The following is a 22800-nucleotide window of genomic DNA, read 5'->3' on the forward strand; positions in this document are numbered from 1 at the left end:
TTCAGCCGACCGACGAGTGCACCTGCTGCAACCCGGCGCGTGCCGCGGCCGCATTCGCGCCGCGCGACTGCGCCGTGCCGTACTCGATCTCTCCGGAGAGCTGGCCGCCCTCCTCGATCACGACTTTGCCGTAGCGCACGCGGCCCGTCACCTTGCCCGTCGAATAGATCACGAGCTTCTGACGCACCGTGAGGTTGCCGTCGAAGAGACCGCGGATTTCGGCGATGTCTATGTCGGCCGAACCCTTGAACGCGCCTCGCTCGGAGATCTGGATCACGCGCGAGTCCATCGTGGCCTCCACGGAGCCTTCGACCACGAGCGTGTCGCAGTCGGTGATCTCCACGCCTTTCAACTTGATGTTGGGGCCGACCGTGAGCTTGCTCTCGCCTTCCTTCGGGGGCTGCGTCGCGGGCTGCGGGGCCACGGTGGATGTGGCGGCCGGTGCACTGCCCGCCGCGCTCGTCGCGCCCGCGGCGACGGCGCTGGCATTGGGGCTCGTGCCGGGACGCCACGGTTCGCGCTTGTCTTCGCTTTCGCGCTTGTTGTTGTTGAAGAACGGGGACTGCAGTGCCATGGATTTCTTTCCTCGTGTGTGAGTGCGTGTGGACGAGCCGCCGATGCTAAGAGGCCCGCGCGATTACATGTTCATCGCGCGCCGCAAGATCGGTAACATTGCTTGCGCGGCGCCCCTCGAACAGGCAGCATGCATGGCAAGGACCAAGCGAGGGGAATCGACATGGGTCGCTCATTGCGAAGCGCCGCGATGCTGGCGTTCCTCGTGGCATGCGCTGCTTTCGCGCAGCTTCCGGGTGCGGAGGAATTCGACACGAGCGCGGGCAACCTGCTCGCGGTGCTGCGCGCATCGCCCGGAGCCAGCCAGGCCGACGACACACTGAAGCCGATCGGCATCGTGCACGCCACACTGCCGGACGGCCGCGACGTGCAGATCGCCGCGAGCTGGTTCCACTACCTCGGCGACACGCACGTGCGGCTCGTCTTCGACGGCGAGCATTCGATGCAGAGCGCGGGTCCCGACGATCTCGAGCGGCTGCACCTCGATCCTGAGCAGGCGCTCGCGCAGGCGGTGGCGAACATGCGGCGCAAATATGGCGCACCCCAGGTGCGGCCGCTCGGCGCCGGCGTGATGCAGGTGGATGCCGGCGAACCCGACCTCGCGAGCAGCTACATCCTCGATCGAGCGTTCTGGCTGCAGGAACTGAGCGAACACCCCGAGGGGCTCGTCGTATCGATCCCGCGTCGCGGCAGCCTCCTCTTCGCACCCGCGGGCGACCCGTCGGCGCTGATCGGCCTCAGCTTCAGCGCCACCGCAATCTACATGCAAAACGAACGCAGCCGCATCTCCTCGGCGCTCTACCTGTTCAAGGACGGGCGCTGGTCGGTGTACCAGCCGCCGCAGCACCTCGCGAGCGACGACGGCTGAGGGCGGACTTCAGAAGTCGACGACGTAGCGCCAGCCGCGAAAGCGCAGCACCGCCGACTTCGGGCGAATCTGCTCCAGCACGAGACCCGGCGCGACTTCCGTGCCTTCGGTGGCAAGCTGCCCGCCGACGAGCAGCATGCGCTGCGACGCGTTGTGCGAATAGACGCCACCGGAGATCGGCAGCTTCGGCAAGCCTTGCTGCACGTCGGCGGGGAGTTCGGCGAACGTGACGATGCGCTCGCTCGGGGCCGCGGCCGGCGGTTTCGCGGCGGGTTCCTGCGCCGCTGGGATCGCAGGCGATGCAGGCGATGCGGGCGATGCAGGTGTGGCAGGGGTGGCACCCGCGGCGGCGGATGAAGGCATCGCCGCCGGTGCGCGCACTGCGGCCGCGGCCACCACCGCCTGAGGCGGTGCCTGCCGCGGCGCGGGCGGCTGGATTTCAGCCTGCACGATGGGCTGCGTGACTTGCGGCCTGGACGTCGCAGCATCCGCGACACCCGATTCATTGCGAGGCCACAGCCACCATACGAGCGCCGTTACGGCAACGGCGGCGAGCACGATGCCCGCGACAACGGCCGGTTGCATCCCAGTGGATGGCTCGGCCACGACCGGCGTGGGATGCGCGTGGATGCCGCGCGCGGGATCGCGCTCGCGTTCGGCATCGGCTTTGCGCAGGGCATCGAGGATGTAGGACATGGCTCTCGCGATCGGGTTTCAGGGCGCCTTCGCGAGGCGCGGTTCGTCGACGCCGCTCACGCGATTGGCCTGCATGAATGTCATGGGCCCCGGCATCCCGTCCGCGGGCAGGCCGTGTGCGGACTGGAATACGCGAATCTCGTTCGTGAGGTCGCCCGCGCGCGTCTTGCCCTTCGCGCTCGCGGTGTCCAGGCGACCGGCGAGCCATGCGATGGCTGGCGCGGCCGTCCGACCCGGGCTGTATCCCTCGGGACTGCGCCACAACGTCGAGAAGTCGCCGTCCCACCGCTCGGCGAGCGCCGCGAGCGTGACGACCTGTTCGCGGCCGCCCGCGCGCAGCGTCGCGCTGTGTTCGCCAAGCGCCGTGAGAATCGCATACGAAGGCCGGATCGAGCCCGCGTCCAGCCGCACGATGCCGGGACGATCGAGCTCGCGGATCAGCGCGAGACCGATCCTGCGGGCGCTGAAGCACTGCACGTGCTGGCGCTGCAGGGCATCGCACGCATCGCCCTCGCCGACGTCGGCCTTCCAGCCGCGCGCGAGTACGCGCCAGGCATCGTTGCGGTTGTCGATCAAGGCGGCAGGCGTGTCTCGCTGCACGCCGGCGTTCGCCGCGGGCAACGCGGCCGCGGGCGCCACGGAAGATGTGATGGCCGCGCGGTCCGGTGGCCAGATCGTGCCGATTTGCGTGCCGTTTTGCGTGCCGTTTTGCGTGTCGTGCTCGGCAGTCCGCGTGGCAGCGACCAGCCCCGCACCCGCTGCGAGCGCCAGGCCCAGTGCGTACGCGGGCCGCCGCCACCGCGCCTTCGGGGTCGAGCCCGCGTCGAACACTTCGCTCGCGGCGCGGTCCACGATGCGCCGGGTCACCGTCGCCTGCCCGCTGCCGTAGGCGCCGAGCAGCGCGCGATCGCACAGCAGGTTGATGCGCCGGGGCACACCCCCCGTGAGCCGGTGAATCCGCTTCAGCGCGCCCCGGTCGAAGGGCAGCGGCCGCTCCAGCCCCGCGACATCCATCCGGTGCCGCACGTATTGCAGCGTCTCCGCTTCACCGAGGGCCTGCAGGTGATAGCGCGCGATGACGCGCTGCGCGAGCTGTTCGAGCTCGGGCCGCGCGACCATCTCGCGCAGCTCCGGCTGGCCGATCAGCACGATCTGCAGCAGCTTGCGTTCGCTCGTCTCCAGGTTCGTGAGCAGGCGCAGCTGCTCCAGCACGTCGGCCGACAGGTTCTGCGCCTCGTCGATCACGAGCACGTTGTTGCGACCCGCGGCATGCTCGCGCAGCAGGAAGGCGTTGAGCGGATCGAGGAACTCCTTGACCGTGGGCGCCTCGCGCCGGGGAACGTCGACTCCGAACTCGTGGCACACCGTCTGAAGCAGTTCGAGCACCGTGAGCTTCGGATTGAAGATGTAGGCGACGTTGCACTCGGGCGGGACTTGCTCGAGAAAGCACCGGCTCACGGTCGTCTTGCCCGTGCCGATCTCGCCCGTGAGCAGCACGAAGCCCCCGCCTCCGCGCACGCCGTAAAGCAGGTGCGCGAGCGCCTCGCGGTGCCGCTCGCTCATGAAAAGCAGGCGCGGGTCGGGCGCGATCGAGAACGGCTCGAACTTCAGGCCGAAGTACGCGGTGTACATGGCGCGAAGGATAGCGCGGCCATGTAACCGCGCCGCCGCGGCCTCGCCCTCAGGCGGGCACGAGCGCCGTCTTGCGGGCGCGGCGCACGTTGAACGCGCTCGCGATCAGCACGGCCTGCGTGAGAACGAGCCCGAGCCACACACCCTGGTACTGCTGGTGGTCCATCAGCGCGCCGAAGATGAGCGGCGCCACGGCCTGGCCGATGTCCAGGCCCGCGTAGACCACACCGTACACGCGGCCAGTCGCATTGGCAGGCGTGGAACGCTTGACCAGCATGTCCCGCGACGGGCCCGCCGTGCCCGTGACGAAGCCCATCACGCCGAAAAGCACGGGCACCAGCGCGGCCGGCAGCGCGAGCGTCCCGACGGCCAGCGCGATGATCGCCGCCGCGCCGAAGCCCAGGCCGACGACGCGCTCGCAGCGCACCGGGTCCGAAGCGAGAAAGCCGCCGAGCACCACGCCGCCCGCGGAGCACACCATGTAGATGCTCAGACACGCCGCGGCCATGGCCACGGGAACGTCGTGCAGATGCCGCGCGGCCGTCGGCGCGAAGGCCTGCACGACGCTCAGCACCATCGCATAGAAGAAGAAGAACGCGAAGCACATCCACACCGCCGGAATGCGCAGGAAATCGAAGCTGCCCTCCGCGCCGTGCGCGGCATGAGGCGCCGCGGCCGGTTGTTCCAGAGGCTTGCGGCCGACGAACACGAGCACGATCACGGCAACCACGATCAGGCCGGCCACGGCGAGCGCCATGCGCCACGAATACGCCAGCGCGATCGGCACCGTGACGGCCGGGGCGAGCGCCCAGCCCAGGCTGCCGGTGAGGCCGTGCACGCTGTAGGCGTGGCCCAGGCGCTGCGGGCTCACCTTGCGGTTGATGAGCGTGTAGTCCACCGGATGGAAGACGCCGTTGCCCACGCCCGCGACGACCGCGAAGAAGGCGAGCGACCAGTAGCTGGGGCTCGCGGCGAAGCCGAACGCCGCGACCGCGAGCAGAAAGAGCCCGCCGAAGAGGATCGGCCGCGGCCCGAACCGGTCCACGAGAAAGCCCGAGGCCGTCTGCACGGAACACGACACGACGAAGAACACCGTCATCAGGAAGCCGAGCTCGGTGTAGCTCGCGTGGAACGCGTCCTTCAGCCATGGAAAGAGCGGCGCGAGCAGAAGCTGGCAGAAGTGGCTGATCATGTGCGCGATGCCCACCAGCCCGATCACGGAGGCGTCCTGCCGCAAAGGCGCGGCGGGCAGGGCCGCGGCCGTGCCCGAAATGCTCGAAGTACCCATGGCGGCTATGGTAGGCGGCCCGCCGGTTTCTGAACGGCGACATAACGACAGCTTTCTGCGAAAATCCGCCAAGTGCCGCGCCGCAAGCTCGCAGTTCCGCTGAGCGACACCGATGTCTTCCGGCCCACGCCGGAGCACCCGGTGCGTCTGCGCTCGCGCGCGCTGCCGGCCGACACGCACTTCGAACCGCATAGTCACGCGTGGGCGCAGCTCGCGTACTGCGCAAGCGGCATCGTGCAGGTGAGCGCCGCGGCCGGCGATGCATCGCGCGATGCGGACGCGCCCGCGCGCGCGATGCGCACCGACGAGGTGACCTACATCGTGCCGCCCTCGCGCGCCGTATGGATCGCGCCGGGCGCGCGGCATTCGGTGCACGTGCTGGAAGACGCGCAGTTCCGCACGCTGTACATCGATGCGAGCGCGGTCCCGGAGCGCGTGCGGGGTTGTCGCGTCATCGTCGTGTCGCCGCTCCTGCGCGAACTCGTGTCGGCGCTCGATGCGCTCGCGCAGGGCGCGCATGCGCGCGAACGCGAGGCGCGTCTCACGGCACTGGTGCTGGACGAGATCGCCGCCGCGGACACGCATCCGCTGGGCGTGCCGCTGCCCTCGTCCGAGAGCGGCGACAAGCGTCTGCGCGCGCTGTGCGAGGCTGTCCTGCGAGCGCCTTCCGAGCGTTCGACGCTCGCGCAGTGGGCGGCCGTCGTGGGTGCGAGCGAGCGCACGATGGCGCGGCTTTTTCGCGACGAGCTCGGCATGAGCTACCAGCAGTGGCGCCAGCAGGCGATCCTCGCGCATGCGCTGCCGATGCTCGCGCGCGGCATGCCCGTCGGCCACGTCGCGGCCGCGAGCGGCTATGCGAGCGACAGCGCGTTCACGGCGATGTTCAAGACGGCGATGGGACAGTCGCCACGGCAGTTCCAGCGGCCGGCGGGCAGCGCGTGACGTTCACGTATCCAGGAACACCGCCGCACCCAGGCGTGTCGCCAGCGCCTGTATCGCGGCCTGGACGGCGCCCGAAGTCAGCGGGAGGTCCCCCGCGACCACCGCAAGGTCCCGCGCGGCGACGCGGTCTCCGAAGAGGACGAATGCAAGCCCGGCGTCATCCTGGCGCGAACTCCAGACGATGCCGCGCGGCTTCGCGGGGTGCGCGTGGACCCACCGGGCGAGCAATTGTGTTCGCGGGTAGGCGCTCTTGGCACTGTCGATAACCGAGGCACGGGCAAGGCCCAGCTTTCGCAGGCCGACACCCGTGAAATCCGCAAGCCGCATCGGCGGTGCCGCGACGCGTGCCGCGCGGCGATGCTCGTTGGAGCGCGACATCCTCAGAATGAACCCGGCGGAGTGCCGCGGCGCGTCGTGAAAGACGGTTTCCATCAGCGCAACGTCGAGCGTGCTGCCCGCATACATCGTCGGCACGACAGCGCCGTGCGCCAGTTGCAGCGGCGAGAAGCGAGCGCTGTAGCCGTCCGCGCGGCCATTGAACTGCGAAGGCCCGAACGGCAGCGGATGCACGCGATGCAATTCGCCGCCGGGCCAGTCGTACAGGCCGAGATGCGCGGGATCGAGCCGCGCGGCCAGGCTGCCCGCGCCGCTCAAGCGTTGCGCTCGTAGCCGACGAGGTCTTTCGCGGCGGCGACGACGGAAGGCGCATTGCGCGCGAGCGATTCGCGCGGCCGCCCGCCTTTCAGGAACGCCGATGTGCTTTCGAACCAGACGGCCAGGCCCATCGAACTCCAGCCCGCTTCGTGCATCAGAAGCCGGATGACCTCGGCGAGCTCGCGGATCGGGCGGTTGGTGTCGTCGATCGCGTAGAGCGGGTACCAATCCTTGCCTTCGAACTGGATCGAGAAGATCCGGCCCCTGCCTTTCCAGCCCATGACCGCCTGCACCGTGACGTTCGCGATCGCGGCGAGGTCCGCCGCCGGAACCCACTTCGCGCCCGCGAGCACGCGCCGCACGGCTTCGGCGCGCAAGCGCGCCTCTTCGATGTCGACGGGGGTGGGCGCCACCGCGCCACCGAGGAATTGATGCAGCAGCTCCGTGCGGATTTCGGTCTTGCGCTCGCGGGCAAGACGCAAGACCACCGGAGCCAGCTCCACGAGCACGTGGGCGACGGCATCGAGGTCCTCGGCGGCGGCGCTCGCGAAGTTCTCGGCGTCCTTCACAACCACCTCCGGAAGGTACTGGCCGAAGTGACGCGCGAGCTCCCTCGAATGGGATTGCGCGGCCCTCCCGCCGGGGTGAGGGATTCGGCCGTGTGTGGAGGGACTCATGCACGGCATCATACCGTGAAGTTGGCGAACGCGCCGGCGGCCCTTCACGAATTCAACTCCAGCGGGCTCGCGGCGAATTGTTCCGCCGCCGTTGACCTCCATTCCTCCACACGGCATCATGCCCCGCACCATGATCTTCGAGCACGTCACGACGGGCGGCTGCCAGTCCTATCTGGTCGGCTGCGCCGACACCTGCGCCGCGGCGGTGATCGATCCCGAAACGAGCCAGATCGACCGCTACCTCGCGCTCGCCGCGCGCGACGGGCTGCGCATCCGCTACGTGATCGACACGCACACGCATGCCGACCACTTCTCCGCGAGCCGCATGCTCGCTCGCCAGACGCAGGCCCCCGTCGTGATGCACCGGGCCACCACCGCGCCGCACGTCGACATGCGCGTGGACGACGGGGACATGGTGGTCGTGGGCAAGCTGCGCCTGCAGGTGCTGCACACGCCCGGGCACACGCGCGATTCGATGTGCCTCGTGAGCGAGGACCGCGTCTTCACGGGCGACACGCTCCTCATCGGCGGCACCGGCCGCACCGACTTGCCCACCGGCGACTCGAATGCGCTCTACGACAGCCTCTTCGGCAAGCTCGTGAAGCTCGATCCGGCGCTGCTCGTCTTTCCCGCGCACGACTACAAGGGCCGCACGCACTCCACCATCGGCGAAGAGATCGCGAACAATCCGCGCCTGCAGGTGCGCGACCGCGCGGCATTCGTCGAACTCATGGCCAACCTGAACCTCGGCATGCCGACGCATATCACCGAGGCGTTGCGCACGAACCTGAGCGGCGGCAAGACGGTGGCCGAAATGCTCGCCGAAGCCGCGGCCGCGGTGCCCTTCATGTCGATGGCGGAAGTGAAGCGGCGCATCGATGCGGGCGACCCGGACCTCGTGGTGCTCGACGTGCGCGAACGCGATGCCTACGAAGAGGCGCACATTCCCACGGCGCAGCTCCTGCCGCGCGGGCAGCTCGAGTTGCGCGTGAACCAGGAACTGCCCGATCCGACGCGGCGCATCGTCACCTGCTGCGACTTCGGACGCATCTCGACGCTCGCCGCCGCGACGCTGCGGCAGATGGGCTTCCAGCGCGCGGTGGCGCTGGACGGCGGGATGAAGGCGTGGAAGGAAGCGGGGTATGCGCTGCGCGAGGGAAGGACGCCGTGACGACGGCGAGGTGCGCCGCCGCGCTCCTCACCCCCACAACGCCTTCATCGCCCGCACGAACCCCGCCGAGAGGTCCGCCGGCTCGATTCTCTTGCCCGCCACGTACACACGCGAGAACTTCGCCTGCGGCGAGGAAAACACGAACGCATCCAGCAAGTGATCCTGCGGCACGCCGAGCAATGACGGAGATGCCGCGTCGACCACGCAGAAGTCCGCCCGCTGCCCCACCGCTATGCCCGCAAGCGGCAACCCCGCCGCCGCCGTGCCCCCTTCCAGCGCCCCCTCGAACAAGGCCGCCGCGGTGCTCGCGGCCAACGCGGCCTGTGCCGCGACGTTGCGCCTGCGCGTGACCAGGCGCTGCGAATATTCGAGGAGCCGCAGCTCCTCCTGCCAGCTTCGCGTGACGTGACTGTCCGAGCCTACCGACCAGCGGCCGCTCGCACCGGTCCAGGTGGAAAGATCGAACACGCCGTCGCCCAGGTTCGCTTCCGTTCCCGGACAGATCACGATCGCCGCGCCGCGCGAGCGCAGTTCGAGCAACTCGTCGCGCTCGGCCTGCGTCGCGTGCACGAGATTCCAGCGCGCATCCACCGGCGCGTGCCGCAGCAGCCATTCGATGGGACGCATGCCGTGCCGCTCCAGGCAATCCGCGACCTCCTGCCGCTGCTCGGCGATGTGGATGTGGATCGGCATGCCGCGTGCGAGCGCCACGGTTTCGGCAAGCGCGCCTTCGTCCACCGCGCGCAGCGAATGCAGCGCGACGCCGCAGGCGATGCGCGATGCATCAAGGCTGCGCTTGCCGATCGCCTGCACCATGCGCAGCACCGACTCCGGCGTCGATGCGAAGCGCCGCTGCTCGTCGCGCAGCGACCGTGTGCCGAAGCCCGCGCGCATGTAGAGCGCCGGCAGCAGCGTGAGGCCGATTCCAGTGCGTTCGGCGGCGCGCAAGAGCGCGAGCGGCATCTCGAGCGCATCCGCGTACGGCGCGCCGTCGACGTCGTTGTGCAGGTAGTGGAACTCGCAGACCTGCGTGTAGCCGTTGGCGAGCAGTTCGGCATACAGGAAGGCCGCGATGTCCTCCACCTGCCGCGGCGTGATGCGAAGCGCCGCCGCGTACATGCGGTCGCGCCAGCGCCAGAAGTCGTCTTCGCCTTCCGCGACGCGCTCGGTGAGGCCGGCGATCGCGCGCTGGAATGCGTGGCTGTGCGCGTTCACGAGCCCGGGCAACACGGGCCCCGGCAGAGGGGTCGCTCCCGCGCGCATTGCCGGATCGCATTCGCGCCGCACGTCAGTCCACCGTCCGTCCGCACCCGCCGAAAGCACAACGTCGCGCGCCCAGCCGCCGCTCACCCAGGCGAGCGGCGCGAACCAGCGCGCCTCAGATGTCATGGAGCGACTCGCGCATGACGAGTGCCGCGTGCGGCCGTTCGCGCACGATGGGCTTGGCCGCAAGCGCTCGGGCGTCGTCGCCGCCGAACGAGCTCATCGCGGCCGTCCCCCGAACACGGTGAGCCGCCGCGGATTCGCGCCGAACGCATAGGCAAGCTCGGCGGGCTCGCGCACGTCCCACAGCACGAAGTCGGCGCGCAGGCCCGCGGCCAGCGTCCCGCGATCTGTGAAGCCCAGTGCCCGCGCCGCGTTGCGCGTGACACCGGCCAGCGCTTCTTCGGGCATCAGCCGAAAGAGCGTGCAAGCCATGTTGAGCATGAGCAGCAGCGATGTGCATGGCGAGCTCCCCGGATTGCAGTCCGTCGACACGGCGATCGGTACGCGCTGCTCGCGCAGCAGCGCAACGGGCGGCACGCGCGTCTCGCGCAGGAAGTAGAAGGCGCCCGGCAGCAGCACGGCGACCGAGCCCGCGCGCGCCATCGCGCGAGCGCCCGTTTCGTCGAGCCATTCGAGGTGGTCGCAACTGAGCGCCTGAAAGCGCGCGGCGAGCGTTGCGCCGCCGCTGTCGCTCAATTGTTCGGCGTGAAGCTTGACAGGCAAGCCCAACGCCCGGGCCGCATCGAACACGCGCTCCACCTGCGACGCCGTGAACGCGATGCGCTCGCAAAAAGCGTCGACCGCATCCACGAGCCCCTCGGCGTGCAGCAGCGGCAGCATGCGAAGCACTTCGTCGACGTAGTCGTCGGCCCGCCCCGCGAATTCCGGCGGCAGCGCATGTGCGCCGAGGAAGGTGGTTCGCACCGCGACGTCTTCCAGCACGCCGAGCGTGCGCGCGACGCGCAGGCACTTGGCCTCGTGCTCGTGCGAGAGACCATAGCCGGACTTGATCTCGATCGTGGTCACACCCTCGTTCTCGAGCGCGCGCAGCCGTGGCAGCGCCTGCGCGAGCAGTTGCTCTTCGCTCGCGTCCCGTGTGGAACGCACGGTCGACGCGATCCCGCCGCCCGAACGCGCGATCTGCTCGTAGCTCGCGCCGCGCAGGCGCGATTCGAACTCGTGCGCGCGGTTGCCGCCATGGACCAGATGCGTGTGGCAGTCGACCAGGCCGGGCGTCACGAGCGCGCCGCCGCAATCGTGCGTCTCCCCGCATTCGCGCTCGAGCGCGCCGGGTAGCGCCGCGCGAGCGCCGATCCATTCGATGCGCCCATCGCGCACCACCAGCGCCGCATCGCCGATGAGGCCGTACGCTTGCGCCGCATGCTCCTGCATCGTCGCCGCCCGGCAGTTGATCCACAGCGCCGGGCTCACAGCCGCACCTCCATCCAGAGCGCATCCTCGCCCTCGATCACGATCGGTCCTTCCTGCTGCAGCAGGCGCCACACGAACGTGCGCGGCGCGAGGTCGAGCACGTACTCGTCGTACACCGCCACCGTGCCGCCATGCGGTGCATACGCCGCGACCAGGCAGCGCGCCGGCACCACGCCCAGGTAGTCTTCCCGCACACGCAGCATCCGGCCGGCGCCGGGCAGCGCCATCAGGTTCATGTCGATCGTCGGGCCGCGCAGCAAGCTGCAATGCGCGTCCGCGCTGCCGAGGAAACGAAAAGGCTCGCTGTCGGGCGTGAGAAGCTGCGTGCCACCGCCCACCTTCAGCGCCACGCCCGCGCCTTCGAGCACCGAGAACCAGCGTTCGGCGCCCATGTAGCGCGAGAAGGGTCCGTCTTGCCCGATGTCGGCAACGGAGACCCGGACGCGCCACTCCTCGCGGTGCGGCCAGGCAAGCAGCTCGCGCGTGGTGCCCCGGCCGTTGCGCCACGGAGTGCGCTCGACCTCGTCCGGCTCGACGACCTGCCAGTCGATGCCCCGATGAGTCGGCCGGCCGCTCATGCCTGGAACTGTCCCGCGAAGCTGTAGCGTGTGCCCGGGTACACCTGCCGCGCGACGCTCGCGACATGCGCGCCGCTCACCGTGCGGCGCAGCATCGCGAGACACGCATCGCCGCGCCCGATGCCGAGTTGCCTCGCCTCCTCCTCGTCCGGCAGGCACGCTTCGATCACGTAGCTCGCCTGCGTCACGGGAGCGCTGCGCAGCAGGTGCAGCGTGGGCGATGTCCGCGTGAAATCGGTCTTCAGGTACTCCGGGGCCGCGGCCGGGTTGACGAAGCGGTCTTCGTACTGGATGGGCACGCCGTTTTCCAGTTGCACGAGGACGGTATGGAAGACTCGCGCACCCTTGCGCAGCCCGAGCGACTCCGCCACCGGGGAAGTCGCCTTCTGCGCGGTGGCGAGGAGCACGCGCGTGCTGTGAACGTGCCCGCGCTCGGCGATTTCCTCGTGGATGTCGCGCAGCACGAGACGCGAGGCGATGCGGCTTAACTCCGCCACGCGCGTGCCGGAGCCTCGCACGCGCGTCACGAGGCCCTCGGCCGCGAGTTCGCGCAGCGCGCGATGTGCCGTCATGCGGCTCACGCCGAAGCGGGAGATGAGCGCGGCTTCGCTCGGCACGGCGTCGCGCGGCTTCCACTCGCCGCTTGCGATGCGCTGCCGAATCCAGGTCTTCACCTGTTCGTAGGCCGGCAGGTCGCGCAGGTCATCCTTTCGCATCGCGCAGGTCATCCTTTCCCGATAGTCGCATGCGTCGGGCGCACGCTGGAGGCACAGGGAGGCACAGGGGAGGATATCCTAGCCGAGTTGACACAAGTTGTATAGACAACTAGGATGCACGTTGCCATGTCCGATCTCTCGCACGCCTCCCATCTTTCCTCCGGCCCCCGCCCGGTGCATGCGCCGCGGGGCGCGCGGCCGAGCTGCGCCAACTGGCAGATCGAGGCGGCCTACCGCATGATCCAGAACAACCTGGACCCGGCGGTGGCCGAGCGGCCGGACGAGCTCGTGGTCTACGGCGGCATCGGCCGCGCGGCGCGCAACTGGCCCGCGTTCGATGCGATCCTCGCGACGCTCGAGCGCCTGAAGCCCGACGAGACGCTGCTCATCCAGTCCGGCAAGCCTGTGGGCGTGTTCCGCACGCACGAGGGCGCACCGCGCGTGCTCCTCGCCAACTCGAACCTCGTGCCGAAGTGGGCGACGTGGGAGCACTTCAACGAGCTCGACCGCAAGGGCCTCATGATGTTCGGGCAGATGACCGCGGGCAGCTGGATCTACATCGGGACGCAGGGCATCGTGCAGGGCACCTACGAGACGTTCGCCGAGGCCGGCCGCCAGCACTACGGCGGCGATCTCGCGGGCCGCTGGGTGCTCACCGCCGGGCTCGGCGGCATGGGCGGCGCGCAGCCGCTCGCCGCGTCTTTCGCCGGGGCGTGCTCGCTCAACATCGAATGCGACGCGTCGCACATCGAGTTTCGCCTGCGCACGAAGTACCTCGACCGGCAAGCTCGCGATCTCGACGAGGCGCTTGCGATGATCGCGCATCACACGGCGCGCAAGGAGGCCATCTCCATCGGCCTGGCTGGCAATGCCGCGGACATCGTCCCCGAACTCGCGCGCCGCGCGAAGGCGGGCTCCATCCGCCCCGACATCGTCACCGATCAGACTTCGGCCCACGACCTCATCCACGGCTACCTGCCCGGAGGCTGGACGGTCGAGCGATGGCGAGCTGCGCAGGCGGACGCTTCGCAGCACGCGGCGCTCAGGCAGGCCGCGGGCGAATCGTGCGCGCGGCACGTGCGAGCGATGCTCGAATTCCATGCGATGGGCGTCCCCACGGTCGACTACGGCAACAACCTGCGGCAGGTGGCCCACGATTTCGGCGTGGCGAATGCGTTCGACTATCCCGGCTTCGTGCCCGCGTACATCCGGCCGCTCTTTTGCCGCGGCGTGGGTCCGTTCCGCTGGGTGGCGCTCTCGGGCGATCCGCAGGACATCCGCGGGACGGATGCGAAGATGAAGGAGCTCTTCCCCGCCAACAGGCACCTGCACCGCTGGCTCGACATGGCCGGCTCGCGCATCCAGTTCCAGGGCCTGCCCGCGCGCATTTGCTGGATCGGCCTGGGCGAGCGCCATCTCGCGGGCCTCGCTTTCAACGACATGGTGAAGTCGGGCGAGCTGAAGGCGCCGATCGTGATCGGGCGCGATCACCTCGACAGCGGCTCGGTCGCGTCGCCGAACCGCGAGACCGAAGCGATGAAGGACGGCACCGACGCGGTGAGCGACTGGCCGCTGCTCAACGCCCTGCTGAACACCGCGAGCGGCGCGAGCTGGGTGAGTTTTCACCACGGCGGCGGCGTCGGCATGGGCTATTCGCAGCATGCGGGCGTCGTGATGGTCTGTGACGGCACGGCGCAATCCGCCGAAAAGATCCGGCGCGTGCTGTGGAACGATCCGGCCACGGGCGTGATGCGGCATGCCGATGCCGGCTACGAAGCGGCGATCGAATGCGCGCGCGAGCACGGGCTGGACCTCCCGATGCTGCGTGCATGATCGGCCGATGAAAGAAACCCTCGTTCCCGGCGAGATCGGGCTCGCGCAGATGCGCCGTCTGCTCGCGGACGGTGTCCAGGTCGAACTCGATGCGTCCTGCCGCCCGGGCATGCGCGCGAGTGCGCAACTCGTGCGCCGCGCGACCGAGGGCGACGCGCCGGTGTACGGCGTGAACACCGGCTTCGGCAAGCTCGCCACGAAGCGCATCGCAAAGGAAGACCTCGCCGCGCTGCAGCTCAATCTGCTGCGCTCGCACGCCGTGGGCGTCGGCGAGCCGATCGCCCCGCGCATCGTGAAACTGGTGCTGCTGCTGAAGGCCGCCAGCCTCGCGCGCGGCTACTCCGGCGTGCGCGAGGAAGTCGTGGACGCGCTGCTCGCGCTGCACAACGCGGGCGTGACCCCGCTCGTGCCGAGCCAGGGTTCGGTGGGCGCCTGCGGCGACCTCGCGCCGCTCGCGCACCTGTGCCTGCCCCTGGTCGGCGAAGGCGAGGTATTCCACGACGGTCACCGCATACCCGCGGCGCAGGCGCTCCAGCGAGCGGGCCTCGCGCCGATCGTGCTGTCGGCGAAGGAGGGCCTCGCCCTCATCAACGGCACGCAGGTCTCGACGGCGCTCGCGCTGGACGCGTTGATCGCCGCGGACCGCCTCTTCGAAGCCGCCGTGATCGCGGGCGCGCTCACGCTCGATGCGGCGCGCGGCAGCGACGGGCCGTTCGATCCGCGCATTCACGCGGTGCGCGGCCAGCCGGGGCAGATCGACTGCGCCGCCGCTTACCGCGCCCTCATGATCGGCAGCGGTATCCGCCGCTCCCATCTCGACGACGACGACCGCGTGCAGGACCCGTACTGCCTCAGATGCCAGCCGCAGGTGATGGGCGCGTGCCTCGACCAGATGCGCTACGCCGCCAAGGTGCTGATGCGCGAGGCCAATGCCGTCACCGACAACCCGCTCGTCTATGCGAACGAGGGCGACATGATTTCCGGCGGCAACTTTCACGCCGAACCCGTGGCGCTCGCGTGCGACGCGTTGGCCGTGGCGATCGCCGAGATCGGCGCGATCGCCGAGCGGCGCGTGGCGATGCTCGTGGACACCGCCGTCTCGCGCCTGCCGCCCTTCCTCGCGGCGCAACCGGGACTCGACTCGGGCTTCATGATCGTGCACGTGACGGCCGCGGCGCTCGCCTCGGAAAACAAGTCGCTCGCGCATCCCGCGAGCGTGGACAGCCTGCCCACCTCCGCAAACCAGGAGGATCACGTGAGCATGGCGACCTTCGCCGCGAGGCGGCTCGCGCCGATGCTGGCCAACACCGCACGCATCGTCGCGATCGAGCTGCTCGCCGCGGCCCAGGGCATCGAATTCCTGCGTCCGCTGAAGAGCGCGCCCGCGCTGGAAGGCGTGCTGCGGCTCGTGCGCACCGTCTCGCCTCCCCTCATGTCCGACCGCAGCCTCGCGCGCGACATCGAGGCGGTGCACCACCTCGTGGCGGCGGGCGACATCGGACACGCCACCGAGCAGCATATTGCGCAACTGCATGCATTGCGCCTCGCCTGACGGTCTTGCGCCCGGGAATTCCTACACAACCATTCGGGACCTTCCGAGAGCTGAGCTTGCCTGCCTCGCCGAGAATTCCGATCGGTGGCACGCGAAAGCCGGCCACCGCAAACGCAAGTTCGAGGGAACAAGCAACATGGATGACACGAGCGCGAACGACGCCCGTCAGGAAGGCGATTCGCAGGAACACGAGCCCGCGCATGGGGAGCAGGCCGACGACGGCCACTCCGGGGAAGGCGCGGCGAGCGCGCTCGCGCACCTGAAGTCGCAGGCCCGCCAGCTCCGCCATCAGGCGGGCGATGCCGACGCCGCCGCGGGCGGCGCCGGGGGGCACGGCCAATGAAGGACCAGGACGAGAAGCATTCCGGCAGCCCGCAAGGCGCGCAGTCCCCGCGCGAAGCCGGCACCGGCGAGGGCGCGAGCACGGCGCTGGAAGCCTTGATCCGCAACCGGCGGCTGCGCGCCGTGGACGACACGCCGGCCGGGCCCGCCGATCGCGATCGCGACGTCGACGACGCGGACTCCTGCGCGCGCGACGAGGCGCCTTGAACACGCCGCACCACGGATAGCGAGGCGTTCAGAACGTGGCCGCAACGCGCAGCGCGGGACTCCTCATGTATCGCATGGCACCGGCGGGGTTGCAGGTGCTGCTCGCCCATCCAGGCGGTCCCTACTGGGCCCGCCGGGACGAAGGGGCGTGGACGCTTCCCAAGGGTGAATGCGGCGAAGGCGAAGCGGGCCTTGCCGCGGCACGGCGCGAGTTCCTGGAAGAAACCGGCTTCACGGCGGAAGGCCCCTTCCTGCCCCTGGGCGAGCTGCGGCAAAAAAGCGGCAAGCGCATCGAGGCGTGGGCCTGTCGCGGCGACTGCGATCCGAGCGAGCTGGTCTCCAACGAGTTCGAGATCGAATGGCCGCCGAAGTCGGGCCGCATGAAGCGGTTCCCCGAGATCGACCGGGCCGATTGGTTCGCCCCCGACGAGGCGCGAGTGCGAATCCTGCCGGGGCAGGCGCCCTTCATCGATCGCCTCGTAGAGCTATTGCGCGCGCTACCCGATCAGAAGTAGCCGAGCGCCTTCGCGCAGTGGAGATGCGCGAGAAGCCGCTCCACTTCCCCCATGCTCGTGAGCGGACACGCGAGCTGGCGCACGAGGCCCGGCGGCAGCGAAGTGGACTGCGGCACGTGCATCGCAACGGGCGGCTGAAGCGCCGCCCGGGGCCGGGCGCGCAGGCGTTTGAAGCGGGCTTTGCACTGCATGGCGTCAACGGCGCGCGATGCCGCCTTGCTGTGCGCGCCGCGCGATCGGGCGCGCGGCGGGACGCCCGCCCATCACGCCTTCGATCCAGCCGTTCAAGCCCTTCACTGCTGCGAGCAGGGTCTGCTTCAGCGGCGACGTCTTCACGACCGGCGGCGCGAACGGTTGCGGCACCGGCTGCGCGGCATGGTCCCAGGCCGCGCGGATCGCGGTGCGCGCTTCGTCCAGGCCGAGCCGCGAATCGCCGCGCAGGCGCTCCCAGTTGGACAGGAGGGATTTCTCCGCGTCGAGAAAGTCGCCGCCGTACTGGAACCGTCCCGCGTAGCCCACGCAGTAGGCCGGTGCGTAGTCCTCGTAGTCGAGGCCCGCGCGGAAGTACTTTTCGTGCGCATGGGCCTCGCGCCAGTAGGCGTCGTGCGCCTGCGTGTGCTCGAGCGACACGCGCGCCTCGTCGGCCTCGTCGAGGCTCCAGGTATCCGTTGTGATCGCTGACATGATGGGGACCGCCTTCGTTTGCTGCCGTTGGAGACAATCGTGAGGCGGCCCGCTCTCCCCGGCCGTAGGTGCCCGCAGGCGGGCGCTGTCGGCGGCCATGCGCGCGCGGCGACGGCGCGGCGCCTACTTCTCCCGAAGGTATTCGCGGACCTTGTCGGCGCGGTCGCCCACCGCCTCGACCGCTTCCTTCACGCGCTCGGGCGTGGTGCCGAGCGACTTCGCCCAGTCGCGCAGTTCGTAGTCCTGGTGCACATCGATGCGTTCGCGGTCCTGGCCTTGCGATTTCGTCTTGTCGTCCGACATGGGAGTCTCCTTGTGGATGATGATGAGGGTGCTCGGTCGATCGTAGGAAGCCGCCGTGCGCGGCCATGTAGGACGGGCCCGCTGCCGCGGCGAGGCTGTCGCCTCGGCGGCACGGCGCGAAGGCGGGCGCGGCGATACTCGTCGGCCAGACAGGCGAGACGTTCACGGAGGTGCTCTCATGGAAATCGGCGGCAAGGTCTGCATCGTCACGGGCGGTGCGAGCGGCATCGGCGCGGGCGCGGCCGAGCGCTTCGCGCGCGACGGCGCTCGCGCGGTCGTGGTGGCCGACGTCCACCTCGAGCGTGCGCGGGCGGTGGCATCCGGCATCGGCGCGCAAGCGGTCGCGCTGCGCTGCGACGTGACCAGCGAAGCCGACATCCGGGCTCTGGTGGGCGAGACGCGACAGCGCTTCGGACAGGTCGACGTCTATTTCTCCAACGCGGGCATCCTCGGACGGCTGGGCGGCTTCGAGCTGGAGGATGCGCTCTGGGAAAAGATGTGGCAGGTCCACGGCATGGCGCACGTGTGGGCCGCGCGCGCCGTCGTGCCGGAGATGGTCGAGCGGGGCGAGGGCTACTTCATCGTCACGGCCTCGGCCGCGGGACTGCTGAACATCGTCGAGTCCGCGCCCTACGGCGTGACGAAGCATGCCGCCGTCGCGTTTGCCGAATGGCTGCGCATCGCCTACGGCCGGCGGGGGCTGCGCGTGTCGTGCCTGTGCCCGCAGTCGGTGGCAACCGACATGACGAAGGACGGCACGGGCAGCGCGGGCGTGAACGGCGTGCTCACGCCCGCCCAGGTGGCCGAGGACATCGTGCAGGCGATGCGCGAGGAGAAGTTCCTCGTGCTGCCGCATCCGGAGGTCGCGAAGTACTTCCTTGCCAAGGCCCAGGACTACGACCGCTGGCTGGGCGGCATGCAGAAGCTGTACGCGGCGCACGTGCCGAAGTGACCACGGCCCGGCGCTGCGTCGAAGGGCGCGGGGGTGCGGCGGTCTTCAGCCGAACAGTCCCACCAGCCCGACGATGATCAGGTAGAGCGCGATGATGTAGTTGAGCAGGCGCGGCATGATGAGGATCAGGATGCCCGCGATCAAAGCCGCGGCCGGTGTGATGTGGTGGATGGTGAGCATGGCGGCCTATCCGGACGAAATTGGGACCGCCGAAGTATGCGGCTCGCCAGCTCGACGGACGGGTCCGCCAACACCCCGCCTCGCTGTCAGCCTCAGGGCTGCGGGCCTTCGTAGCCTTCGATGATGACGAAATCGCCGACGGCCGCCGGCTGGCGCAGCTTGATGGCCGCCTGGTAGTCCGCCGAGTACCAGCAGTCCACGGCCGCCTGGTAGCTCGGGAATTCGATCACGACGTTGCGCTGGCGCGCATCGCCCTCGGGGCATTCGAACTTGCCGCCGCGCGCGAGGAAGCGCCCGCCGTACTCGCGGATCGGCTTCGCGTTGGCCGCGCGGTATTGCATGTACTGCTCGGGGTCGTTCACGTCGACCCGTCCGATCCAATAGCCTTTGGGCATCATGCCTCCTCGAAATGCCGATATAACGCACCGGGGACTGGCGCAACGCCCGGCGGGAGTTCATCATCGCACTTTCGCGGACTTTCACAACGGAAAAAGGAGAGCACATCATGTCCTTGCGCATCAACGACACGGCACCGAACTTCAAGGCGCAGACGACCCAGGGGCCGATCGACTTCCACGAGTGGATCGGCGACAGCTGGGCGATCCTCTTCTCGCACCCGAAGGACTTCACCCCCGTGTGCACGACCGAACTCGGCTACATGGCGAAAATCGAGCCCGAATTCACCAGGCGCAACGCCAAGCTGATCGGCCTGTCCGTCGACCCGGTGGACAGCCACAGCCGCTGGCTGGGCGACATCGAGGAAACGCAGGGCGCGAAGGTGAACTACCCGATCATCGGCGACGGCGACCTCACGGTGTCCAAGCTGTACAACATGCTGCCCGCCGAGGAAACGAACACCGAAGGGCGCACCGCCGCCACGAACCAGACGGTGCGCTCCGTGTTCGTCATCGGCCCGGACAAGAAGATCAAGCTGATGCTCACCTACCCGATGACCACCGGCCGCAACTTCGACGAGATCCTGCGCGTGCTCGATTCGATGCAGCTCACGGCGAAGTTCAAGGTGGCGACGCCCGTCAACTGGAAGCAGGGCGACGACGTCATCATCTCGGGCTCGGTGAACGACGAGGATGCGAAGAAGCTCTTCCCCGAGGGCTGGAAGGCGCCGCGCCCCTACCTGCGGATCGTGAAGCAGCCGGGCCGCTGAAAAGGGTGGTCGCGGGCGGACAGCGCTCACCGTGATCCGGACGCTTCTCGCGTTGCTTTTGTGGGCGCCGCTCGTGGCGTTGTGCGCGGACGCACCGGGCATCGCCCCGCCCTTCACTGCCCTCCTCGTCGACGAGACCGCATCGCTTTCGGATGAAGACGGCCAGCGGCTGCTCGCGCGGCTGCAGGGGTTCCAGTCGGCAGGCCGCGCCCAGGTCGCCGTCCTCGTCGCGAAGGACACGCGCGGGCTCGCGCTTGCCGATTTCTCGCTGCGCGTGGCCGAGGCCTGGAAGGTCGGCCGGGCGGGCAAGGACGATGGCCTGCTCGTCGTCGCCGTGCCCGCCCAACCGGCGGCGCGGCTGGAAGTGGGCTATGGGCTCGAAGGCGTGGTGCCCGACGTGGTCGCCGCGCAGTGGGTCGATGAACTCCTCGCCGCCATGAAGCGGCGCGAGCTCGCCACAGGTCTCGATGAGATGCTCGCGCGCATCGATCGCGCGCTGCCGAATCCCGAAGGCAAGGCATCGGCAGCGGCGGCGCAGAACATCCTCGATCGTCATCCCGAATGGAAGCTGCCCTTCGTCTTTGCGATCTTCTCGCCGTTCGCGATCTTTCCGATTTTCTTCCGCGGCTGGGGCGCGGTCGCAAGCGCGCCGCTCTTCGCGGGGATGCTCGGCGCCGCGGCATGGTTCCTGTGGTCTTCGCAGCAAGCCGCGGCGACGGTGGCGTGCATCGCCTTCGTGCTGCCCATCGCGTGGTCGCTCAATCACGCGAGGCGCGACACGCTCGCGCCGTGGCTGCGCATCGTGCGCGACATCGGCAACGCCGCGGCGGTGCTGATGTTCTTCGGCATCCTGTGGGGCTTCATCGGCGTCGGCCTGTCGGGCCAGCGCGAAGCGACATGGGGCGGCTTCCTCTTCGCGGGCGCCCTCTCGCTCGGCCTCGCGGCGTTCCTCTTCCCCGGCAGGCCGCAATATCTGCTGATGCTCGTGCTGCGCAGCTACATGCATTTCGCATTCGTGCTCACGATCGCCTACCTCGCGCTCATGGGCATCGATCCCGACCCGACGCGGATGGCGTTCGCCATCGCGGGCGGCATCACGGCGCTCATCGCGCTGTCGCTGTGGCTCGACGCGCGTGACGCCAGACGGGCGTCGCTCTGGCTTGTCGCGCTCGTGCTGCTCATGATGCTGCCGCTCGGCGTGCTCCTGCTCTTGCAGGGCGCGTCGAGTAGCGACGCGAACACGCAGCTCGCGCAGCTCGCCGCGGGTGGCGGCTCGATCGGCGGCGTGCTGCTCTGGGCGGCGCGGCACGGGTTCTTCGCGGCGGTGCGGCTCGGACTCGGTGGACGCTTCGGTGGAGGCGGCGCGGACGCGCAGGATTGACCGGGTGCGGCCGGACCGGGGCGCTCGTCACATGGACGGCGCCTCAGTCCGCCCCCCACCTCACCCGCGCCCGAGCCCGTGCCTTCTGCGCCTCTTCCTCGCGATTGCGAGGCTCGGCGTTCGTCACCATCGACGCGATCAACTTGCGCGCCGACGCCGCGATCTCCTCGACAGCGAGTTCGAACGCCGCATCGTTGGCTTTGGACGGCACGGTGAAGCCGCTCAGCTTGCGCACGAACTGCAGCGAGGCATCGCGGATTTCCAGCTCGGTGGCGGGCGGCTCGAAGTTGAAGAGCGTCTTGATGTTGCGGCACATGGCGATGGCTTTCTGTCGGCCTCCCATGGTAGGGCGTGACGGGCAAGCCCTGGATTGCCGCCTTCGCGGGAATGACGGGCCGGGGTTGCCTCACGGTTGCCTCACAAGTAAGCCGGCGTTCCCCCATACGCTCCGCACAGGGCCCGGCCCATGTCGATCGCGGCCCAGTCCCACGCGGACGATCCGACGTCCGCGCGGATCACTGGCGCCTGGAGATTCGCAAGCATCAGGGGCCCCGCCGCCGCGCAATAGCTCGCGCCGGAGTCCGGCTTGTTGCCATAGTGCAGCGCCGGCGCGTTGATGAGCGTCCACGTCGTGTCGTAGCTCGCGTCCTTCACGCCCGCGGCGTTCAGCGTCGCACTCACGACCTCGAAGAAATCCTGGAAGAAGCTCGCATGAAAGTCCGCGATGCAGCGCACGTGCACGCCTCCACTGCCCGGCATCTCGGGGAATCGCGCCACGCCGGCGATGAAGTGTCCGTCGCGATGCGCCTCACAGGCCCACGGCGGATTCGTCCACAAAGGCAGGCTCGCGATGCCGTGCAGCGTCGCACGCGGGCGGCTCGCGGCACGCAGGCCGTCCCACCACGCCGGCCGCCGCGCCGCGCCGTTCAGGAGCGCCTGCTCCACGGCCGGCAAGGTGACGTCCAGCCGCAGCGGCTGCGCCGGCGCGGCTTGCGCCACGAGCGCGGTCTCCCAGCCATAGGACTGCCGGAACTCATCCAGGCGCAGCAGCAGCTCGGGATGGGCCGAGAGCCGCAGGGCGACTCGCTTGTCGTCGAGGATCATGGGCGCGCATTGTGCACTGCGGCGCGCCCGGCCCATCAGGTGGGGTAACCCCACCCCGACCGACCCGGCCCGGCCCGGCCCGACGCGGGG

General features: G+C 69.5%; 28 protein-coding genes. 11 read left to right on the top strand and 17 right to left on the bottom strand.

The features are described from left to right. Nucleotide 1: 1 nt before the first annotated feature. Nucleotides 2–574 carry a polymer-forming cytoskeletal protein gene (locus VHA82_RS11060; protein WP_325543499.1) on the bottom strand — a complete coding sequence of 191 codons (573 nt, stop codon included), beginning with the start codon at nucleotides 572–574 and terminating at the stop codon, nucleotides 2–4. 162 nt (nucleotides 575–736) lie between these two features. Here VHA82_RS11060 and VHA82_RS11065 point away from each other — a divergent pair, with 162 nt between their 5' ends. Beyond that, a complete protein-coding gene (locus VHA82_RS11065; protein WP_325543501.1) occupies nucleotides 737–1441 on the top strand; it encodes a hypothetical protein in 705 nt (234 codons plus the stop codon). 9 nt (nucleotides 1442–1450) lie between these two features. Here the strand turns inward: VHA82_RS11065 and VHA82_RS11070 are convergent, their stop codons facing one another. The 3 genes from VHA82_RS11070 to VHA82_RS11080 are packed head-to-tail and all read right to left on the bottom strand — an operon-like array spanning nucleotide 1451 to nucleotide 5057. Beyond that, nucleotides 1451–2137, bottom strand: coding sequence for a general secretion pathway protein GspB (locus VHA82_RS11070; protein WP_325543503.1), 687 nt, complete (start codon nucleotides 2135–2137; stop codon nucleotides 1451–1453). An 18-nt stretch (nucleotides 2138–2155) separates the two neighbouring features. After that, nucleotides 2156–3769: an ExeA family protein gene (locus tag VHA82_RS11075; RefSeq protein WP_325543505.1), complete on the bottom strand. Its 1614-nt coding sequence runs from the start codon at nucleotides 3767–3769 to the stop codon at nucleotides 2156–2158. A gap of 49 nt (nucleotides 3770–3818) precedes the next feature. Beyond that, complete coding sequence (locus VHA82_RS11080) at nucleotides 3819–5057, bottom strand: MFS transporter (RefSeq protein WP_325543507.1); 1239 nt, start codon at nucleotides 5055–5057, stop codon at nucleotides 3819–3821. Between the two features lie 72 nt (nucleotides 5058–5129). Here VHA82_RS11080 and VHA82_RS11085 point away from each other — a divergent pair, with 72 nt between their 5' ends. Next, nucleotides 5130–5999 (top strand): helix-turn-helix transcriptional regulator, encoded by an 870-nt coding sequence (locus VHA82_RS11085; protein WP_325543509.1) that lies wholly within the window; start codon nucleotides 5130–5132, stop codon nucleotides 5997–5999. Nucleotides 6000–6002: 3 nt separating this feature from the next. Here VHA82_RS11085 and VHA82_RS11090 read toward each other — a convergent pair whose 3' ends face one another. Further along, nucleotides 6003–6653 carry an RES family NAD+ phosphorylase gene (locus VHA82_RS11090; protein WP_325543511.1) on the bottom strand — a complete coding sequence of 217 codons (651 nt, stop codon included), beginning with the start codon at nucleotides 6651–6653 and terminating at the stop codon, nucleotides 6003–6005. Beyond that, nucleotides 6650–7222 carry a hypothetical protein gene (locus tag VHA82_RS11095; protein ID WP_325543513.1) on the bottom strand — a complete coding sequence of 191 codons (573 nt, stop codon included), beginning with the start codon at nucleotides 7220–7222 and terminating at the stop codon, nucleotides 6650–6652. The genes VHA82_RS11090 and VHA82_RS11095 overlap by 4 nt, the downstream gene beginning before the upstream one ends. A gap of 226 nt (nucleotides 7223–7448) precedes the next feature. On the opposite strand from VHA82_RS11095, the gene VHA82_RS11100 reads away from it, so the two are divergent. Further along, nucleotides 7449–8501: an MBL fold metallo-hydrolase gene (locus VHA82_RS11100; protein WP_325543515.1), complete on the top strand. Its 1053-nt coding sequence runs from the start codon at nucleotides 7449–7451 to the stop codon at nucleotides 8499–8501. A 27-nt stretch (nucleotides 8502–8528) separates the two neighbouring features. Here the strand turns inward: VHA82_RS11100 and VHA82_RS11105 are convergent, their stop codons facing one another. From VHA82_RS11105 to hutC, 4 genes are all read right to left on the bottom strand, one after another. Further along, nucleotides 8529–9890, bottom strand: coding sequence for a formimidoylglutamate deiminase (locus VHA82_RS11105; protein ID WP_325543517.1), 1362 nt, complete (start codon nucleotides 9888–9890; stop codon nucleotides 8529–8531). Nucleotides 9891–9983: 93 nt separating this feature from the next. Continuing rightward, entirely contained in the window at nucleotides 9984–11159 is a 1176-nt protein-coding gene (gene hutI, locus VHA82_RS11110; protein WP_325543815.1) for an imidazolonepropionase, read from the bottom strand. A 35-nt stretch (nucleotides 11160–11194) separates the two neighbouring features. Next, nucleotides 11195–11776: a HutD family protein gene (locus VHA82_RS11115; protein ID WP_325543519.1), complete on the bottom strand. Its 582-nt coding sequence runs from the start codon at nucleotides 11774–11776 to the stop codon at nucleotides 11195–11197. Then, on the bottom strand, nucleotides 11773–12492 hold the full coding sequence (gene hutC, locus VHA82_RS11120) for a histidine utilization repressor (RefSeq protein ID WP_325543521.1): 720 nt from the start codon (nucleotides 12490–12492) through the stop codon (nucleotides 11773–11775). The genes VHA82_RS11115 and hutC overlap by 4 nt, the downstream gene beginning before the upstream one ends. Before the next feature lie 126 nt (nucleotides 12493–12618). On the opposite strand from hutC, the gene hutU reads away from it, so the two are divergent. From hutU to VHA82_RS11145, 5 genes are all read left to right on the top strand, one after another. After that, the gene (gene hutU / locus VHA82_RS11125; RefSeq protein ID WP_325543523.1) at nucleotides 12619–14325 is read left to right on the top strand and encodes a urocanate hydratase; all 1707 of its coding nucleotides are present in this window, start codon (nucleotides 12619–12621) and stop codon (nucleotides 14323–14325) included. A gap of 7 nt (nucleotides 14326–14332) precedes the next feature. After that, entirely contained in the window at nucleotides 14333–15877 is a 1545-nt protein-coding gene (hutH, locus tag VHA82_RS11130; protein WP_325543525.1) for a histidine ammonia-lyase, read from the top strand. A 136-nt stretch (nucleotides 15878–16013) separates the two neighbouring features. Then, on the top strand, nucleotides 16014–16220 hold the full coding sequence (locus VHA82_RS11135; protein ID WP_325543527.1) for a hypothetical protein: 207 nt from the start codon (nucleotides 16014–16016) through the stop codon (nucleotides 16218–16220). Next, nucleotides 16217–16426, top strand: a complete 210-nt coding sequence (locus VHA82_RS11140; RefSeq protein WP_325543529.1) for a hypothetical protein — start codon at nucleotides 16217–16219, stop codon at nucleotides 16424–16426. Before VHA82_RS11135 ends, VHA82_RS11140 begins: the two co-directional genes overlap by 4 nt. A 35-nt stretch (nucleotides 16427–16461) precedes the next feature. After that, nucleotides 16462–16941, top strand: a complete 480-nt coding sequence (locus VHA82_RS11145; RefSeq protein ID WP_325543531.1) for an NUDIX domain-containing protein — start codon at nucleotides 16462–16464, stop codon at nucleotides 16939–16941. On the opposite strand, the gene VHA82_RS11150 is transcribed toward VHA82_RS11145, so the two are convergent. The 3 genes from VHA82_RS11150 to VHA82_RS11160 all read right to left on the bottom strand — a co-directional run bounded on the left by VHA82_RS11150 (nucleotide 16932) and on the right by VHA82_RS11160 (nucleotide 17928). Continuing rightward, nucleotides 16932–17132, bottom strand: coding sequence for a hypothetical protein (locus VHA82_RS11150; RefSeq protein ID WP_325543533.1), 201 nt, complete (start codon nucleotides 17130–17132; stop codon nucleotides 16932–16934). The genes VHA82_RS11145 and VHA82_RS11150 overlap by 10 nt on opposite strands. A gap of 4 nt (nucleotides 17133–17136) precedes the next feature. Further along, nucleotides 17137–17625 carry a hypothetical protein gene (locus VHA82_RS11155; protein WP_325543535.1) on the bottom strand — a complete coding sequence of 163 codons (489 nt, stop codon included), beginning with the start codon at nucleotides 17623–17625 and terminating at the stop codon, nucleotides 17137–17139. Between the two features lie 123 nt (nucleotides 17626–17748). Further along, on the bottom strand, nucleotides 17749–17928 hold the full coding sequence (locus VHA82_RS11160) for a DUF3606 domain-containing protein (protein ID WP_325543537.1): 180 nt from the start codon (nucleotides 17926–17928) through the stop codon (nucleotides 17749–17751). Between the two features lie 178 nt (nucleotides 17929–18106). Here VHA82_RS11160 and VHA82_RS11165 point away from each other — a divergent pair, with 178 nt between their 5' ends. Beyond that, entirely contained in the window at nucleotides 18107–18880 is a 774-nt protein-coding gene (locus VHA82_RS11165; RefSeq protein WP_325543540.1) for an SDR family oxidoreductase, read from the top strand. A gap of 45 nt (nucleotides 18881–18925) precedes the next feature. Here the strand turns inward: VHA82_RS11165 and VHA82_RS11170 are convergent, their stop codons facing one another. Together VHA82_RS11170 and VHA82_RS11175 are read right to left on the bottom strand one after the other, a co-directional pair. Next, nucleotides 18926–19060 carry a DUF3096 domain-containing protein gene (locus VHA82_RS11170; protein ID WP_325543542.1) on the bottom strand — a complete coding sequence of 45 codons (135 nt, stop codon included), beginning with the start codon at nucleotides 19058–19060 and terminating at the stop codon, nucleotides 18926–18928. A 92-nt stretch (nucleotides 19061–19152) separates the two neighbouring features. Further along, nucleotides 19153–19455 carry a DUF1330 domain-containing protein gene (locus VHA82_RS11175; protein WP_325543544.1) on the bottom strand — a complete coding sequence of 101 codons (303 nt, stop codon included), beginning with the start codon at nucleotides 19453–19455 and terminating at the stop codon, nucleotides 19153–19155. Between the two features lie 110 nt (nucleotides 19456–19565). Between VHA82_RS11175 and VHA82_RS11180 the strand changes: the two genes are divergently transcribed. After that, the gene (locus tag VHA82_RS11180) at nucleotides 19566–20225 is read left to right on the top strand and encodes a peroxiredoxin (protein WP_325543546.1); all 660 of its coding nucleotides are present in this window, start codon (nucleotides 19566–19568) and stop codon (nucleotides 20223–20225) included. Nucleotides 20226–20256: 31 nt separating this feature from the next. Next, nucleotides 20257–21606, top strand: coding sequence for a TPM domain-containing protein (locus VHA82_RS11185; RefSeq protein ID WP_325543547.1), 1350 nt, complete (start codon nucleotides 20257–20259; stop codon nucleotides 21604–21606). Between the two features lie 43 nt (nucleotides 21607–21649). Here VHA82_RS11185 and VHA82_RS11190 read toward each other — a convergent pair whose 3' ends face one another. Beyond that, nucleotides 21650–21922 (bottom strand): DUF2277 domain-containing protein, encoded by a 273-nt coding sequence (locus tag VHA82_RS11190; RefSeq protein ID WP_325543548.1) that lies wholly within the window; start codon nucleotides 21920–21922, stop codon nucleotides 21650–21652. 101 nt (nucleotides 21923–22023) lie between these two features. After that, nucleotides 22024–22710: a hypothetical protein gene (locus tag VHA82_RS11195; RefSeq protein ID WP_325543550.1), complete on the bottom strand. Its 687-nt coding sequence runs from the start codon at nucleotides 22708–22710 to the stop codon at nucleotides 22024–22026. Nucleotides 22711–22800 lie beyond the last annotated feature (90 nt).

This window comes from Ramlibacter sp. (assembly GCF_035548915.1).
GTDB lineage: Bacteria > Pseudomonadota > Gammaproteobacteria > Burkholderiales > Burkholderiaceae_C > Ramlibacter.

What these genes read in the sequence shown, in the direction of transcription:
- VHA82_RS11060 (WP_325543499.1), bottom strand. Translation starts at nt 574, where the DNA reads ATGGCACTGCAGTCCCCGTTCTTCAACAACAACAAGCGCGAAAGCGAA.
- VHA82_RS11065 (WP_325543501.1), top strand. Translation starts at nt 737, where the DNA reads ATGGGTCGCTCATTGCGAAGCGCCGCGATGCTGGCGTTCCTCGTGGCA.
- VHA82_RS11070 (WP_325543503.1), bottom strand. Translation starts at nt 2,137, where the DNA reads ATGTCCTACATCCTCGATGCCCTGCGCAAAGCCGATGCCGAACGCGAG.
- VHA82_RS11075 (WP_325543505.1), bottom strand. Translation starts at nt 3,769, where the DNA reads ATGTACACCGCGTACTTCGGCCTGAAGTTCGAGCCGTTCTCGATCGCG.
- VHA82_RS11080 (WP_325543507.1), bottom strand. Translation starts at nt 5,057, where the DNA reads ATGGGTACTTCGAGCATTTCGGGCACGGCCGCGGCCCTGCCCGCCGCG.
- VHA82_RS11100 (WP_325543515.1), top strand. Translation starts at nt 7,449, where the DNA reads ATGCCCCGCACCATGATCTTCGAGCACGTCACGACGGGCGGCTGCCAG.
- VHA82_RS11105 (WP_325543517.1), bottom strand. Translation starts at nt 9,890, where the DNA reads ATGACATCTGAGGCGCGCTGGTTCGCGCCGCTCGCCTGGGTGAGCGGC.
- hutI (WP_325543815.1), bottom strand. Translation starts at nt 11,159, where the DNA reads ATGCAGGAGCATGCGGCGCAAGCGTACGGCCTCATCGGCGATGCGGCG.
- VHA82_RS11115 (WP_325543519.1), bottom strand. Translation starts at nt 11,776, where the DNA reads ATGAGCGGCCGGCCGACTCATCGGGGCATCGACTGGCAGGTCGTCGAG.
- hutC (WP_325543521.1), bottom strand. Translation starts at nt 12,492, where the DNA reads ATGCGAAAGGATGACCTGCGCGACCTGCCGGCCTACGAACAGGTGAAG.
- hutU (WP_325543523.1), top strand. Translation starts at nt 12,619, where the DNA reads ATGTCCGATCTCTCGCACGCCTCCCATCTTTCCTCCGGCCCCCGCCCG.
- hutH (WP_325543525.1), top strand. Translation starts at nt 14,333, where the DNA reads ATGAAAGAAACCCTCGTTCCCGGCGAGATCGGGCTCGCGCAGATGCGC.
- VHA82_RS11135 (WP_325543527.1), top strand. Translation starts at nt 16,014, where the DNA reads ATGGATGACACGAGCGCGAACGACGCCCGTCAGGAAGGCGATTCGCAG.
- VHA82_RS11140 (WP_325543529.1), top strand. Translation starts at nt 16,217, where the DNA reads ATGAAGGACCAGGACGAGAAGCATTCCGGCAGCCCGCAAGGCGCGCAG.
- VHA82_RS11150 (WP_325543533.1), bottom strand. Translation starts at nt 17,132, where the DNA reads ATGCAGTGCAAAGCCCGCTTCAAACGCCTGCGCGCCCGGCCCCGGGCG.
- VHA82_RS11155 (WP_325543535.1), bottom strand. Translation starts at nt 17,625, where the DNA reads ATGTCAGCGATCACAACGGATACCTGGAGCCTCGACGAGGCCGACGAG.
- VHA82_RS11160 (WP_325543537.1), bottom strand. Translation starts at nt 17,928, where the DNA reads ATGTCGGACGACAAGACGAAATCGCAAGGCCAGGACCGCGAACGCATC.
- VHA82_RS11165 (WP_325543540.1), top strand. Translation starts at nt 18,107, where the DNA reads ATGGAAATCGGCGGCAAGGTCTGCATCGTCACGGGCGGTGCGAGCGGC.
- VHA82_RS11170 (WP_325543542.1), bottom strand. Translation starts at nt 19,060, where the DNA reads ATGCTCACCATCCACCACATCACACCGGCCGCGGCTTTGATCGCGGGC.
- VHA82_RS11175 (WP_325543544.1), bottom strand. Translation starts at nt 19,455, where the DNA reads ATGCCCAAAGGCTATTGGATCGGACGGGTCGACGTGAACGACCCCGAG.
- VHA82_RS11180 (WP_325543546.1), top strand. Translation starts at nt 19,566, where the DNA reads ATGTCCTTGCGCATCAACGACACGGCACCGAACTTCAAGGCGCAGACG.
- VHA82_RS11190 (WP_325543548.1), bottom strand. Translation starts at nt 21,922, where the DNA reads ATGTGCCGCAACATCAAGACGCTCTTCAACTTCGAGCCGCCCGCCACC.
- VHA82_RS11195 (WP_325543550.1), bottom strand. Translation starts at nt 22,710, where the DNA reads ATGATCCTCGACGACAAGCGAGTCGCCCTGCGGCTCTCGGCCCATCCC.